The organism is Bradyrhizobium sp. 153, from assembly GCF_023073835.1.
In the GTDB taxonomy this organism is placed as follows: Bacteria; Pseudomonadota; Alphaproteobacteria; order Rhizobiales; family Xanthobacteraceae; genus Bradyrhizobium.
Genome location: NZ_JADPKH010000006.1, coordinates 1 through 15,646 on the forward strand (window position 1 = coordinate 1; position 15,646 = coordinate 15,646).

11 protein-coding genes are annotated in these 15,646 nt (G+C 65.2%); 7 read left to right on the top strand and 4 right to left on the bottom strand.

Annotated features, from left to right (window positions below):
* Positions 1-224 precede the first annotated feature (224 nt).
* The 7 genes from IVA91_RS00710 to IVA91_RS00740 all read left to right on the top strand — a co-directional run bounded on the left by IVA91_RS00710 (position 225) and on the right by IVA91_RS00740 (position 9,433).
* Positions 225-881 (top strand): DsbA family protein, encoded by a 657-nt coding sequence (locus IVA91_RS00710; protein ID WP_247279633.1) that lies wholly within the window; start codon positions 225-227, stop codon positions 879-881.
* A 215-nt stretch (positions 882-1,096) separates the two neighbouring features.
* On the top strand, positions 1,097-4,561 hold the full coding sequence (smc, locus tag IVA91_RS00715; protein ID WP_247279632.1) for a chromosome segregation protein SMC: 3,465 nt from the start codon (positions 1,097-1,099) through the stop codon (positions 4,559-4,561).
* Positions 4,562-4,692: 131 nt separating this feature from the next.
* Positions 4,693-5,673, top strand: a complete 981-nt coding sequence (locus IVA91_RS00720) for a small ribosomal subunit Rsm22 family protein (protein ID WP_247279631.1) — start codon at positions 4,693-4,695, stop codon at positions 5,671-5,673.
* A 136-nt stretch (positions 5,674-5,809) separates the two neighbouring features.
* Positions 5,810-6,370, top strand: coding sequence for a LemA family protein (locus IVA91_RS00725; RefSeq protein ID WP_247279630.1), 561 nt, complete (start codon positions 5,810-5,812; stop codon positions 6,368-6,370).
* Positions 6,371-6,520: 150 nt separating this feature from the next.
* Positions 6,521-7,756, top strand: coding sequence for a M48 family metallopeptidase (locus IVA91_RS00730; protein ID WP_247279629.1), 1,236 nt, complete (start codon positions 6,521-6,523; stop codon positions 7,754-7,756).
* A gap of 193 nt (positions 7,757-7,949) precedes the next feature.
* Complete coding sequence (locus IVA91_RS00735; protein WP_247279628.1) at positions 7,950-8,702, top strand: hypothetical protein; 753 nt, start codon at positions 7,950-7,952, stop codon at positions 8,700-8,702.
* Positions 8,703-8,764: 62 nt separating this feature from the next.
* On the top strand, positions 8,765-9,433 hold the full coding sequence (locus tag IVA91_RS00740) for a hypothetical protein (protein ID WP_247279627.1): 669 nt from the start codon (positions 8,765-8,767) through the stop codon (positions 9,431-9,433).
* A 26-nt stretch (positions 9,434-9,459) separates the two neighbouring features.
* Here IVA91_RS00740 and IVA91_RS00745 read toward each other — a convergent pair whose 3' ends face one another.
* From IVA91_RS00745 to fbcH, 4 genes are all read right to left on the bottom strand, one after another.
* Positions 9,460-9,999 (bottom strand): adenine phosphoribosyltransferase, encoded by a 540-nt coding sequence (locus IVA91_RS00745; protein WP_011085277.1) that lies wholly within the window; start codon positions 9,997-9,999, stop codon positions 9,460-9,462.
* Positions 10,000-10,117: 118 nt separating this feature from the next.
* Positions 10,118-12,283: an anthranilate synthase component I gene (locus tag IVA91_RS00750; protein ID WP_247458265.1), complete on the bottom strand. Its 2,166-nt coding sequence runs from the start codon at positions 12,281-12,283 to the stop codon at positions 10,118-10,120.
* 423 nt (positions 12,284-12,706) lie between these two features.
* Positions 12,707-13,381: a dienelactone hydrolase family protein gene (locus IVA91_RS00755; RefSeq protein WP_247279625.1), complete on the bottom strand. Its 675-nt coding sequence runs from the start codon at positions 13,379-13,381 to the stop codon at positions 12,707-12,709.
* A 171-nt stretch (positions 13,382-13,552) separates the two neighbouring features.
* On the bottom strand, positions 13,553-15,625 hold the full coding sequence (gene fbcH / locus IVA91_RS00760; RefSeq protein ID WP_247418003.1) for a cytochrome b/c1: 2,073 nt from the start codon (positions 15,623-15,625) through the stop codon (positions 13,553-13,555).
* Between the last annotated feature and the right edge of the window lie 21 nt (positions 15,626-15,646).

Below are 15,646 nucleotides of genomic sequence, written 5' to 3' on the forward strand. Positions count from 1 at the left end.
ATCGGGGCATTCCTTGAATCATCGCAAAGTCCTTCTCGCAAAAGAACTTTCGCTGATTCGCGCCCCGATGCGCCTCAATACTGTGAGAAATGCGGGCTAGCTAATCTGGACCCCGACTTGTCGCTCGCCATTGCCTCAGTCGACGTTTCAAGCTAGCGACAGGCCGCCCGGGCGGGAACTCGATAGAGCCCTCGGGCGACACTTTGCCAATCCGGGAGCCGACCGTGATCATCACCCGCCGCGCCTTCACAACGATGCTGTCGCTGACCGGGCTTGCCGCGCTCGCCGGGTTCTCGCCGCTGCGGTTGGTGTCCGAGGCCATGGCCCAGTCCGCCGCTGATGTGGCGAAGCCCGTGTCGCTTCCCGACATGGCGCTCGGCCCGAACGATGCCGCGGTCACCATCATCGAATACGCCTCGATGACCTGCCCGCATTGCGCGGCCTTCAACGAGCAGGTGTTCCCCAAGATCAAGAAGGAATACATCGACACCGGCAAGGTGCGTTACATCTTCCGCGAGTTCCCACTCGACATCAAAGCCGCCGCAGGCTCGATGCTGTCGCGCTGCATCGCCAATGGCGACGCGCCGAAATATTTTGCGGTCACGGACATGCTGTTCCGCCAGCAGAACGACTGGATGGTGAAGAACACCACCGAGACCCTGACACGGATCGGCAAGCAGGCCGGCCTCACCCAGCAGCAGGTCGAGGCCTGCCTGAAGGACCAGGCGCTGCTCGACAAGATCGCCGCCGACCAGAAATACGCCAGCGACGTTCTGAAGGTGGATTCGACGCCGACGTTCTTCATCAACGGCGAGAAGATCAAGGGCGAGGCCTCATTCGAGGAGTTCGCCAAGAAGATCAATGCGCTGCTGAAGAGTTGATTCGCACGCCACAATTCTGATTCGCGCATCTAAAGCCGTATCATTCCTGGCATAAATCCCTTGGGAAAAGCGGCTTTCGCCGGTTGCCCTCGCGGCGCACCGCGGCCATTGTCCGCCGCACGAGCCGCCTCGCGCGACTCGCCCAGACAGCGACAATGCCTTCCATGGTATTGTCCCGGCAGGGGATTCGCGCCTGCCAACAGAGATGCGTGTTTATGAAAATCACCCGCCTGCGCCTTCACGGCTTCAAGTCCTTCGTTGAGCCCACGGACTTCGTTATCGAGCCCGGCCTGACCGGCGTGGTCGGCCCCAACGGCTGCGGCAAGTCGAATCTGGTCGAGGCGCTGCGCTGGGCGATGGGCGAGACATCATACAAGTCGCTGCGCGCCGCCGACATGGACGCCGTGATCTTCGCCGGCTCCGGCAACCGCCCGGCGCGCAACCACGCCGAAGTGACGATGACGATCGACAATGCCGACCGCACCGCGCCGGCGGCGATGAACGACAGCCAGCTTCTCGAAATCTCCCGGCGCATCGAGCGTGAGGCCGGCTCGGTCTATCGCATCAACGGCCGCGACGTGCGCGCTCGCGACGTGCAGATCCTATTCGCCGACGCCGCCACCGGTGCGCGCTCGCCGGCGCTCGTCCACCAGGGCAAGATCGGCGAAATCATCCAGGCCAAGCCCGAGCAGCGCCGCCGCGTGCTGGAAGACGCCGCCGGCGTCGCCGGTCTGCACGCCCGCCGTCACGAGGCCGAACTGCGGCTGAAGGCGGCCGAAACCAACCTCACCCGCGTCGAGGACGTGATCGGCCAGCTCTCCGGCCAGATGGAAGGCCTGAAGAAGCAGGCCCGCCAGGCGGTGCGCTACCGCGAGGTCGCGGCCAAGGTGCGCAAGGCCGAGGCCACGCTGTATCACCTGCGCTGGCTCGGCGCCCATGCCGACGTCAACGAGTCCGGGCAGACGCACGATCTCGCGGTCCGCGAGATGGCCGAGCGCACCCAGCACCAGGCCGAAGCCGCCCGCATCCAGGCCATCCGCGCCGCCGAGATGCCGGCGCTGCGCGATGCGGAAGCGCGCGCCGCGGCCGGGCTGCAGCGCCTCACCAATGCCCGCGAGCAGCTCGACCGTGAGGAAGAACGTGCCAAGGAGCGCGTCGCCGAGCTCGAACGCCGTCTCGCCCAGTTCGAGGGCGACATCTCGCGCGCCCAGCAGCAGACCATGGACGCCGACGTGGCGCTGCAGCGGCTCGACGCCGAAGACGCCGAGCTGAAGGAAGAGATCAAGTCGCGCGTCGAGAAGCGCTCCGGTGTCGACGAGCGCGTCGCGGAAGCCGAGGCGGTGCTGACCGAAACCGAGCAGCGCTTCGCCGAACTCACCACCGCGCTCGCCGACCTCACCGCCAAGCGCAACCAGTTAGAGGCCAACGTCCGCACCCATCGCGACAAGCTCGCCCGGCTCGACCAGGAGATCGCGAATGTCGCGGCGGAAGAGCAGAAGCTTGCGCAGGAGACCGGCGGCTTCGGCGATCTCGACGAGCTGACCGCTCTGGTCGAGATCGCAGAGCAGACGCTGGCCGCTTCGGAAGCCGCAGCGCAGGCAAGCGAAGCCGCGCATGTCGCCGCGCGCCAGACGCTGGAATCCTCGCGCTCGCCGCTGGTCGAAGCCGACAAGCGCGTGCAGCGGCTCGAGACCGAGGCGCGCACGATCTCCAAGATCGTCAACGGCGAGACCAAGAACCTGTGGCCGCCGATCATCGACGGCATCACCGTCGACAAGGGATTTGAAAAGGCGATCGGCGCCGCGCTCGGCGACGATCTCGACGCGCCGGTCGATCCCTCGGCGCCGATGCGCTGGACCAATGCCGGCGTCACCGACGGCGATCCGGAGCTGCCCGAAGGCGTCGTTCCGCTCGCCAACCACGTGCAGGCGCCGGCTGAGCTGGCCCGCCGCCTGGCGCAGATCGGCGTGGTGCCGCGCGAGCGCGGCGCCGAGCTGGTCTCGCAGCTCAAGACCGGCCAGCGGCTGGTCTCGCCCGAGGGCGATGTCTGGCGCTGGGACGGCTTTGTCGCCGCAGCTCATGCCCCGACGGGTGCCGCGCGGCGCCTCGCGGAGCGCGCCCGCCTTGTCGACATCGAGAACGAGCTGGAGCAGGCCCGCATCGACGCGCAGATCAAGCGCCAGGCGCTCGAGAATGCCGAGTCCGAGTTGCAGATGGCGGCCAGCACCGAAGGCGCCAGCCGCGAAGCCTGGCGTGCCGCGCAGCGCGAGCTCAACGTCGCGCGCGAGCGCCATGCCACCGCCGAGCGCGAGATCAGCCGCCATGCCGCGCGCAAGGCGACGCTGTCGGAAGCGCACAGCCGCCTCGCCGCCGACCGCGCCGAGGCCGAGGCCGCTTACGAATACGCCGAAGCCGGCATCGGCGAGCTGCCGTCGAGCGAGGACACCGAGACCCGTCTCGCCGCCGTCCGCAGCGACATCGAGGGGCATCGCCGCATGGCCGCCCAGGTCCGCGCCGAGGCGCAGGCACTGGCGCGCGAAGCCGAGCTCGCCGACCGCCGCGTGCAGGCGATCCTCGCCGAACGCACCGAGTGGCAGAACCGCAAGGAGAGCGCGGCCTCCCACATCGACACCATCCAGGCCCGCATCGCCGAACTGACGATCGAGCGCGGCGAGCTCGAAAACGCACCGGCATTGTTCGCCGAGAAGCGCAGCGCGCTAATCACCGAAATCGAATACGCCGAGAACGACCGCCGCATGGCTGCCGACGCGCTCGCCGCCGCCGAAACCGCAATGGCGGAGACCGACCGCGTCGCGAAGCTGACGTTAGAGGCGCTCTCCAGCGCCCGCGAGGCCACCGCGCGCGCCGAGGAGCGCATGGAAGGCGCGCGGCGCCGGCTCGAGGACATCGAGCGCGAGATCCGCGACATGCTCGAAGTCGAGCCGCAGGCCGTCGCCGGCCTCGCCGAGATCGAGCCCGGTGCCGAGCTGCCGCCGCTGCACGACATCGAGGAAGAGCTCGAAAAGATGCGCCGCGACCGCGAGCGCCTCGGCGCAGTCAACCTGCGCGCCGAGGAAGAGCTGCGCGAGGTCGAGACCCAGCACACCGGCCTCGTCACCGAGCGTGACGACCTGGTTGAGGCCATCAAGCGGCTGCGCCAGGGCATCCAGAGCCTCAACAAGGAGGCGCGCGAGCGGCTCCTGACCTCGTTCGAGGTCGTCAACAGCCACTTCAAGCGCCTGTTCGTCGAACTGTTCGGCGGCGGCGAGGCCGCACTGCATCTGATCGAGAGCGACGACCCGCTCGAAGCCGGTCTCGAAATCATCGCCAAGCCGCCGGGCAAGAAGCCGCAGACGCTGTCGCTGCTCTCGGGCGGTGAACAGGCGCTGACGGCGATGGCGCTGATCTTCGCGGTGTTCCTCACCAATCCCTCGCCGATCTGCGTGCTGGACGAAGTCGACGCGCCGCTCGACGACCACAATGTCGAGCGCTACTGCAACCTGTTGCACGAGATGACCGGCTCGACCGACACCCGCTTCATCATCATCACGCACAACCCGATCACGATGGCGCGCATGAACCGGCTGTTCGGCGTCACCATGGCCGAGCGTGGCGTCTCGCAGCTGGTGTCGGTGAGCCTGCAAGAGGCGGTGGATATTCTCGACCAGAACGTGGCGTGACGCGCGATCCCTCCATACCCATTGACGTCATCATCCGCGCAGGCGGATGATCCAGTACGCCGCGGCTTCTCGGTTTGACGGCACCTGTCTCGGAGTACTGGATGCCCCGCCTACGCGGGGCATGACCGCGGATGATAATCTCACCCACCCTCCCCGCTGAACTCAAGGCGGCCCTCGATGCCAGGCTCCAGGGCGTTTCGCGCACCGAGGCAGCACAGCGCTCGCAAAAGATATCCAACGCCTATCGCTCAGGCGGCGGCTCGGGCACGATCAAGTCGGAAGCCGATGCCCTTGCCTACGCGCTGGCGCGCATGCCGGCAACTTACGCGGCGGTGGCCGCAAGCCTGAATGCGCTGACCGCGATCGCACCGGCCCTCGCTCCGGAAAGCCTGCTCGACATCGGCGCAGGCCCGGGCACCGCGAGCTGGGCCGCCGCAGAGGCGTTTGCCTCGCTTCAGGATTTTACCCTGCTCGATGCCAACGCCACCCTAAGCCGGCTCGCGCTCGAACTGGCGCGCGACAGCTCGCGCCTGGCGGACTGCCGCTATCTGCCGGGCGACGCAGGCGCGAACCTCGCCGAGGTCTCGCAAGCCGATCTCGTCGTTGCGAGCTACGTCATCGGCGAGCTCAACGAAGGCGACCAGCGCAAGCTCGCGGCGGCCATGTGGACCAAAGCGCGGCACGCGCTGGTGGTGATCGAGCCCGGCACGCCCGCCGGCTACACGCGCATTCTCGCGCTGCGCCAGCAACTGATCGCGGCAGGCGCCTACGTCGCCGCACCCTGTCCGCACGACAAGCCGTGCCCGCTCATCGCGCCCGATTGGTGCCATTTCAGCCAGCGCCTGCCGCGCTCGCAGGCGCACCGCCAGATCAAGGGCGCCGAGGTGCCGTTCGAAGACGAGCGCTTCATCTACGTCGCGCTGACCCGCACGCCGCCTGCGCCGCGCGCCTCGCGCGTGCTGGCGCCACCGGACATCGGCAAGGCCGAGATCACGGCAAAGCTCTGCACCGAGACTGGGGTCGCGCTGACGAAAGTCCCACGACGCGACAAACCCGCCTATTCGCAGGCCCGGCGCTGGCGCTGGGGCGATGCGATCATGTCCGAAAGTTAACCTCGATCGCCCCTCTGGCCTTGAACTCGGATGGTTCCTCATCCGACCAAGCCTTACCTCCCCGCGCCGGGGCTCTCGCCCTGCGCCAATTTGGTCTAGGCTGCGCCCGCCTTCTTCCCCTCTCCAGGAGTTCTCCATGTCGACCGGCTGGATCGTTCTCGGCGTCATCGTCGTCCTCGTGCTGCTCGCCTTCAGCGCCTACAACCGCCTGGTGGCGCTGAGCCAGCGCGTCGGCCAGGCCTTTGCCGACATCGACGTGCAGCTCAAGCAACGGCACGACCTGATCCCGAACCTGGTCGAGACCGTGAAGGGCTACGCCTCGCACGAGCGCGGCACGCTCGACGACGTCATCAAGGCGCGCAATTCAGCGATGTCGGCGCAGGGACCGGCGCAGGTATCCGCGGCCGAGAACCAGCTCTCCGGCGCACTCGGCCGGCTGATCGCGCTGTCGGAGGCCTATCCCGACCTCAAGGCAAACGCAAATTTCCAGCAGCTCGCCAGCGAGCTCTCCGACCTCGAGAACAAGATCGCGGCGAGTCGACGCTTCTTCAACAACGCCGTCCAGGAATACAACACCGGCATCCAGCAGATGCCCGCCGCTTTGTTCGCCGGCATGTTCGGCTTCACCCGGAAGGAGTTCTTCGATCTCGGCGCCAGCCGCACCGAAGTCGAAATCGCGCCGCAAGTGAAGTTCTGATTGTCTAACATGTCCATTGCTTTTCTCCGTCATTCCGGGGCGTCGCAAAGCGACGAACTATGGTGCGCTGTTGCGCACCTGAGAATCTCGAGGTTCCGGGTTCACGCCTGCGGCGTGCCCCGGGACGACGGACTTTGACGAAGACGCATCATGGCGGCGTATGGTCTCTACACGCACATCGCCTCGAACAAGTTTCGTTCGATGCTGCTGCTCGCCGGCCTGTTCTTGCTGGTCTACGTGCTGGTCTATGCGGGCGCGCTGATTGCCGAGGTCGTCATCAACGGCAATGGCACGGTGGCCTACTATCTGAGCCGCGCCTTCGCCGACCTGCTCAAAGCCGCACCTTTCGCGACGATTGCGGCGATCGCCTGGATCGCGATCGCCTATTTCTTCCACCAGTCGATGATCGACGCCGTCATCGGCGGTCACGACGTCGACCGGCAGGAGCAGCCGCGGCTCTACAACCTGCTCGAAAACCTCTGCATCTCGCGCGGCATCACCATGCCGAAGCTGAAGATCATGGAGAGCCCGGCGCTAAACGCGTTCGCGACCGGCCTCAATCCGCGGCAATATTCAATCACCGTCACCACCGGTCTCCTCGATGCGCTGAACGACAAGGAGATCGAGGCAGTGCTGGGCCACGAGCTGACCCACATCAAGAACGGCGACGTGCAGCTCATGGTCGTTGCCGTCATCATCGCCGGCGTGGTCGGCTTCTTCGGGGAATTGTTCTTCCGCCTGTTCACGAATCTCAACTGGAGCTCCGGCTCGGGCGGCTCGTGGTCCTCGGGCTCCTCGTCGTCGTCGCGGTCGTCCTCGTCGTCGAGCGACAGCAAGAGCTCCGGCGGTGGCGCAATCATCGTCATCATCATTGCGATCGTGCTGCTCGTGGTGGCCTGGTTGCTGTCGCAGGTGGTCAAGCTCGCGCTGTCGCGGTCACGCGAATATCTCGCCGACGCCGGCTCGGTCGAGCTGACGAAAGACCCCGACGCGATGATCTCGGCGCTGCGCAAGATCGAGAATCGCGGCGAATTGCCCGGCGCGACCTCGGCCGTGATGGAGCTCTGCGTCGACAATCCGCGCGAGGGCTTTGCCGATCTGTTTGCAACCCACCCTTCGGTGCAGTCCCGGGTCGACGCGCTGGTCAAGTTTGCCGGGGGGCGCGACCCCGGTCCAATGCCGACGCTTACTGACGAGACGAAAGAGCCGGGGGCGCAAGCCGGCCAGCAGGATGCCCCACCGCCGCTGCGCCATGGCCCGTGGGATGATGCCGACAGATCGGGGAGCCCGCCGCCCGTGCCCGCAGCCAGTCCCTCCGGAACCGCAGGCAGCAACCCGGCGGGCAATCCCATGGGGAATTCTATGGGTCCTTGGGGCCGTCATTGAGCACCTGATTCCGGCCATGCGCGGCGAGTTTCTCCGCGATTGGGAAAAACCTCGGGATTTGCCGTAACTGGGGCCTCCGGAATTGAATTCTCCCTTGTTTCTGCCATGTTCGCGCCCAACAGCAGACTCGGGACATCGATTTGGGGCCCGGCCGATTGCGACCTCGCGATCGGGGGCGCGTTAGGGGACAGCAATGGCAAAGCCGGCAGTGGTTGTGGTGGGCGCAGACAAGGGCGGGGTCGGCAAGACCACGGTGTCGCGTACCTTGCTCGATTATTTTTCCGCCAACAACGTGCCGACGCGGGCGTTCGACACGGAGTCGCCGCGCGGAACCCTGAAGCGCTTCCACCCCGACATCACCGAGATCGTCGACATGACGACGACGTCGGATCAGATGAAGATTTTCGATACGCTCAACGCGGTGAGCCCGTCGGTGACCGTGATCGACGTCCGCGCCGGCCTGCTCTCGCCAGCGCTGGCTTCGCTCCGCGACATCGGCTTCCTCGACGCAGCCAAGGCCGGCCAGATTACCTTTGCCGTGTTCCACATCCTCGGGCCCTCGATCGCCTCGCTGGAGGAGATTGCGGAGACCGCGGGCTTCATGGGCGGCGCGAAATATTTCCTGGTGAAGAACTTCATCAACGACACCCAGTTCTTCCAGTGGGACCAGGCGACCTACAATTCCTACTTCCACCGCATCAAGGACGCGACTGAGCTGACCATCCCCAAGCTCAACGAAATGGCCTATGAGCAGGTCGAGGTCTCCTCCGTTCCGTTCCTGAAGTTCGTCGCCAACAAGGGCCTCAACGACGACGCCGCGAACTACTCGTTCGTGCTGCGCGGCTATGTCCGGCACTGGCTGGCAAATGTCTGGAGCGAGTTCGACCGGATCCGGCTGACCGACATCGTCGGTTCGAAATCCGCCACCCGCAACAGCGAAAAATAGTTGCGCAAGCGAGGCTGATACGGCTGGATTGGGCGGCGAGTTCGCTCAGATAATAGTTCGTGATGCCCGCGACACCCGTCTACATCATATGCTCGCCCCGCCCGCAGGTCGGTAAGACCCTGCTGGCGCGGCTGCTCGCCGAATTCTTGCTGCTCAAGAACGGTAACGTCGCGGCCTTTGACGTCAACCTGAAGGAGCCGTCGCTGCTCGATTACTTGCCTGCTGTCACCGAGACCGCGGACGTGATCGACACCTACGGCAAGATGCAGCTGATGGACCGCGTCATCGTCGATGACGGCCTTGCCAAGGTGATCGACCTCGGCTTCCACGCCTTCGACGAGTTCTTCAAAATGACCGAGGAGATCGGCCTGCTTAAGGAGGCGGCCCGCCGCCACGTCGCGCCTCAGATCCTGTTCGTCGCCGATACCGACCGCGCCTCGGCGCGGGGCCATGAGATGCTGCGCGGGCAAATCCCGCGCGTGAACCTGATCACGGTGGACAACGAATATATCGTGCGCGGCGAGCTGCCGCCCGCGATGGCCGGCGGCCGGCTGTTCCGACTGCCGGCGCTGCCGGGCTTCCTCAAGACCTATATCGACCGGCTGAACTTCTCCTTCACCGGCTATTTGCGCCAGGAAAAGGACGCCTCGACCGAGCTGCACCAGTGGACCCGGCGGAATTACATTGCGTTCCGCGAACTCGAACTCAGCTTGATCCTGCAGCGGTCGTAGCCTGGAATCACCAAGCCTAATATTGCTCAATGTCCCTCGAACGTCATCAGCGTGCGCACCGGCACGTCCATGGCGCGCAGCTTGGCAGCGCCGCCGAGCTCGGGCAGGTCGATAATGAAGCAGGCGGCGACGACATTGGCGCCGATCTGGCGCAACAGCTTCACCGCGCCTTCCGCGGTGCCGCCGGTGGCAATGAGGTCGTCGACCAGGATCACGCGCTCGCCGGGCTGGATCGCGTCGACATGCATTTCCATCTCGTCGATGCCATATTCGAGGGAGTAAGCGATGCGCACGGTGGTGTGCGGCAGCTTGCCCTTTTTCCGGATCGGCACGAATCCGGCCGAGAGCTGATGCGCCACTGCGCCGCCGATGATGAAGCCGCGCGCCTCCATGCCGGCAACCTTGTCGATCTTGTTGCCGGCCCAGGGATTGACGAGCTCGTCGACCGCGCGGCGGAACGCGCGCGCGTCCGCGAGCAGCGTGGTGATGTCGCGGAACATGATTCCTGGCTTCGGATAGTCCGGGATGGTGCGGACGCTGGCCTTCAGATCGTGGTCAAAGGTCATCGGTGTCTCACATCTCAGTTGTCATTCCGAGGCGCGCAAAGCGCGAACCCGGAATCTCGAGATTCCGGGTTCGGCTCTTCGAGCCGCCCCGGAATGACGAATATGAAATATCCTGCACTCAATTCGCTCCCGCATCCAGCCGGAACGCATTCTCGACAATTCGCAAACCCACCTCCCCACCGAGCGACATCAGCGATTCCGGGTGGAATTGCACGCCGGCGACCGGCAGGGTCTTATGCTCGAGCGCCATGGCGACGCCGTCCTCAGTGCTGGCGGTCACGCTCAGAACTTCGGGCATGCTGTCGCGCTCGACAAATAGCGAGTGATAGCGGCCAATGACGATCTCGTTCGGCAGATTGCGCATCAGCCGCCCGCCGCGCACCTGCACCCGCGAGGGCCGGCCGTGGGCGGGATGGGTGAGCTGCCCGAGCTCGCCGCCAAAATATTCGCCGATCGCCTGCACGCCAAGGCAGACGCCGAACACCGGCAGCTTCTTCTCCAGCGCCGCATCGATGGTCGTCTTGATTGCGAAATCCTCCGGCCTGCCGGGGCCCGGCGACAGAACCAGCAAGTCCCACCTCTTCTGCTTGAGCATGTCGAGCGCATGCACATAGCGGACCACGGTGACGCTGGCGCCGACCTGTCGGAAATAGTCGGCGAGCATGTGCACGAAGCTGTCGTCGTGATCGATCAGCAGCACCTGCTTGCCCGAGCCGGTTGCATCGGGCGCGAAGGTCGAGAGCGGCTTCGGCGGATCGCCGCGCAGCGCCTGGAACAGCGCGGCGGCCTTGACCTGGCACTCGCGATCTTCGGCGGCGGGATCGGAATCGAACAGGCAGGTCGCGCCGACGCGCACCTCGGCGAGGCCATCCTTCATGCGGATGGTGCGGATGGTGAGGCCGGTGTTGATGCTGCCGTCGAAATTTACCGCGCCGATCGCGCCGGCATACCAGCGCCGCGGCGAGCGTTCGTGATCTTCTACGAACTGCATCGCCCAGAGCTTTGGCGCGCCGGTCACGGTCACCGCCCAGGCGTGGGTGAGGAAGGCATCGAGAGCGTCGAAGCCGGGACGCAGCATGCCCTCAACGTGGTCGACGGTGTGGAACAGCTTTGAGTAGGTCTCGATCTGCCGCCGCGCCAGCACCTTGATCGTGCCGGGCACGCAGACGCGCGCCTTGTCGTTGCGGTCGACGTCGGTGCACATGTTGAGCTCGAACTCGTCCTTCTCCGAGTTCAGGAGCTGGCGGATCTGCTCGGCGTCGCCGATCGCATCGAGCCCGCGCGCGATCGTGCCTGATATCGGGCAGGTCTCGACGCGGCGTCCGTCCGAGCGCACGAACATCTCCGGCGAGGCCGACACCAGGAATTCGCCCTCGCCGAGATTCATCAGCGCGCCGTAAGGCGACGGGTTGATGACGCAGAGGCGCTGGAACACTTCGGCCGGCGAGCGGTCGCAGGGCTCAGCGAAGAGCTGCCCCGGCACCGCCTCGAACAGATCGCCACGGGCGAAGGCTGCGCGCGCCGTCTCGACCGTGGCCTGATATTCGCCGGGGGCGTGATCGGCAAATCCTTGCCGCGGCGTCTTCAGATACGGGTTGTCGGCGGTCTCGCGCGGCAGGCCTTCGGTAGACTTGCCCTTCCAGGCGAAATTGTAAGTGAGCACCACGCCGCGGCCGGTGGCGCGGTCATAAGCCAGCAGGCGATCGGGCACGTAGAGCACGATGTCGCGCTGGTCGCTTTCGCGCGGCCGCTTCTGCACGAGGTCCTCGATCTGGAACACGAGGTCGTAGGCGAACGCGCCGAACAGGCCGAGCAGCCCGTCGTCATTGGCGGAGAAGGCCGCGACGAGATCGCGCACCAGCGACATCACGCTGGCACGCCGGGTACGTTGGTCCTCCTCGACCGGGGCGTCGCCACGGATGATGTGGCCGGCAAGGCGCGTCGCCGTCTTCTCCGAGATCACCACGCAGGGCTCGCGCAGGACCTCAGCGAGGAAGGCGATCAGCACCTGGCCGCGGCCGTTCAGCGCCTCCAGCTTGAAATTGACACCGACGGTCTCGAGCTTCAGCGGCGGGTCGGAGAAGCCGAGATCGAAGCTCTCGTAGCGGCCAGGCACGGTCGTGCCCGAGGACAGCACCACGCCGCGGCGACGGTCGAGCAGGCTGACGAGATCGTCGAGCCGGCTCGCGCCGCCGGTGAACTGCTCGGTCATGCGCGTGACCGCAAGACCTGCACGGGTCACGTAGTCACTTCTGGGCGGGAGGGCAAAGACTGTCCTGTTCATGTGGTCCTCTTACGAGACTTGCCGAGGGAACGCCACACAGGACAAACGATCAGGCCGCCGCACTGCGTGGGCGACCTCAGACGATTTAGGAAAGGAAAATCGCACCGGCCACCTCGTTAGGAGGTGCGCCACCAGAGACGGGCTGCGCGGACGGCGGTGCTCATGGGGTCGATACTCACCATGGCGCGGGGGCGCCGTCAAGGGCGGTCACGTGGTGGCCGCCTGATGGTCAGCGCTGTGGGATACGGGGCGCTCCGACTTCGACCTCCGCCGTCATCCTGCCGAAGGGCCGGGATCGATAGCCACATGAATTGGTTTGACGAAGACTAGTGGTTACAAGCTCGCGCCATAACCCCTCCTGGGGTTATGCGTCCCGGCCTTCGCCGGGACATCGAAAATGTGGCGCGACTGATGGCGCTCCACCTACCCCAGATGTTTTCGGAAAAACTCCGTCGCCCTGCCCCAGGCGAGCTCGGCGGCTTCGCGGTCGTGCACGGCCTGGCGCTGCTCGTTGACGAAGGCGTGCTCGGCGTCATAGCGGAACAGCTCCAGCGACTTGCCGGCAGCCTTCATGGCCTTCTCGAATCCATTGACCAGCTCCGGCGTGCACCAATCGTCCTTGTTGGCGAAGTGGGCCTGGAGCGGGATCTTGACGTCGGCGGGCTTGGCCGCCTGCTCCGGCGGGATGCCGTAGAACACGACGCCGGCCGCGAGCTCCGGGATCTTGGTCGCGCCGATGATGGTGACGGCGCCGCCGAGGCAGAAGCCTGTTAGCCCGACCTTGGCGCCGTTGCGCGACAGATATTGCGTGGCGCCGCGCACCGTCTGCGTGGTGGCGTCCATGAAGTCGAGCGAGTTCATCTCGTTGTTGGCGCTGTCCGTGTCGTGATAGGGCACCACCTTGCCCTTGTAGAGATCGGGCGCCAGCGCATCGAAGCCGGCGAGCGCGAAGCGGTCGCACAGGCCCTTGATCTGGTCCGACAGGCCCCACCATTCCTGGATCACGACCACGCCCGGCGCGTTGCCGCGCGCGGCATTGGCGAGATAGCCGGAGGCGTCCTTGCCGTCCGGGCGCTTGAAGGTGATGGTGGTTCCCATGGTGTCCTCCGACGCGTTTTCTGAGGGAGCGATTGGCGGTATTTTGGCCGCTGAGAGCGCGCGGCGCAATCCACACTCGCGTCATTCCAGGACGCGCGTAGCGCGAGCCCTTGACCATCCAAAAAAAGCCCCCTCGCGGGGGGCTTCTTCTCCCGTTTCGGCTCGCGCCGCTCAGTGCGAGTCGGCCCAGACCTTTTTCTTGGTGAAGTACATCAGGATCGCGAAGATGATCAGGAACACGAACACCTGGAAACCGAGGCGCTTGCGCGCTTCCATGTGCGGCTCGGCGGTCCACATCAGGAACGTGGTGACGTCCTTGGCATATTGCGCCACGGTGGTCGGCGAGCCGTCGTCATAGGAGACCTGGCCATCGCTGAGCGGCTTCGGCATCTTGATGGCGTGGCCGGGGAAGTACTTGTTGTAATAGGAGCCTTCCGGGAGGGTGACGCCCTCGGGGGCCTTGTCCTCGAAGCCCTGAAGCACGGCCGCGACATAATCCGGACCCTGCTCCTGGTACTGGGTGAAGAAGTCAACGATGAACCAGGGGAAGCCGCGCTTGTAAGAACGCGCCTTGGTGATCAGGGACAGGTCCGGGGGCGCCGCGCCGCCATTCGCGGCACGCGCCGCCTGCTCGTTCGGGAATGGCGAGGGGAAATAGTCCGCCGGCCGGCCCGCACGCTCGAACATGTCACCGGCATCGTTCGGGCCATCCTTGACCTTGTACTCGGAAGCAAACGCCGAGGCCTGCGCCACCGAATAGCCGGGCCCACCGGGCTCGGCGAGGTTGCGGAAGGCGACGTAGGACAGGCCGTGGCAGCTGGCGCAGACCTCCTTATAGACCTTCAGGCCGCGCTGGAGCGCGCCGCGGTCGAACTTACCGAAGGGGCCCGAGAACGACCATTTGATTGACGGCGGCTGGTCGCCACCCTCGGACGCTTTCGCGCTGTCGATCGAGCCCGCGAACAACGAACCGGCGAGCGCCAGCATTATCGCGGTCGACACCATCGGGGTCGACCTGCTCCCGGTTTTGGCCAACACCGCATCCGAGATCGAATTCGGTACCGGTCGCGGCTTTTCGATGCGCGCGAGCAGCGGCAGCACGATCAGGAAGTAGGCGAAGTAGCAGAACGTCAGGACCCGGCCGGCAACGACGTAAATGCCCTCCGGCGGCTGCGCGCCGAGATAGCCGAGCAGGATACAGACCGCAACGAAGATCCAGAAGAACTGCTTGGCCAGCGGACGGTACTTCGATGACTTCGTCCTGGCGCTATCGAGCCAGGGCAGGAAGCACAGGATGATGATCGCCCCGAACATCGCGATGACCCCCGCGAGCTTGTTCGGTATCGAGCGCAGGATCGCGTAGAACGGCAGGTAATACCATTCCGGCACGATGTGCGGCGGCGTCACGCCCGGGTTCGCCGGGATGTAGTTGTCGGCATCGCCGAGATAGTTCGGCATGTAGAAGATGAACCAGGCGTAGAGCAGCATGAAGCAGGTGACGCCGAACATGTCCTTGATGGTCGCGTGCGGCGTGAACGGCACCGTGTCCTTTTCCGTCTTCGGCTCGACGCCGTCGGGGTTGTTCTGTCCGGCGACGTGCAGCGCCCAGACGTGGAGCACGACGACGCCCGCGATCAGGAACGGCAGCAGATAGTGCAGCGAGAAGAAGCGGTTCAGCGTCGGGTTGCCGACCGAATAGCCGCCCCATAACAGCGTCACAATGCTCTCGCCGACATAGGGAATGGCAGAGAACAGATTGGTGATGACGGTGGCGCCCCAGAAGCTCATCTGGCCCCAAGGCAGCACGTAGCCCATGAAGCCCGTGGCCATCATCAGCAGATAGATGATGACGCCGAGGATCCACAGCACCTCGCGCGGCTCCTTGTACGACCCGTAGTAAAGGCCGCGGAACATGTGGACGTAGACGGCGACAAAGAACATCGAGGCGCCGACCGCGTGCATGTTGCGCAGCAGCCAGCCGTAATTGACGTCACGGACGATCAGCTCGACCGACTTGAAGGCGAGATCGGCATGCGGCGTGTAGTGCATCGCCAGGATCACACCGGTGAGGATTTGCATCCCCAGCATGAAGGAGAGGATGGCGCCGAAGGTCCACCAATAGTTCAGGTTGCGCGGGGTGGGATAGGCGACGAAGGAGGAATGGATGAGACCAAAGATCGGCAGACGCCGCTCGATCCATTGCAGGGCCGGATTGCTCGGCTGGTAGTCGGATGGTCCGCTCATGATGCGATCCTGAGGAAATAG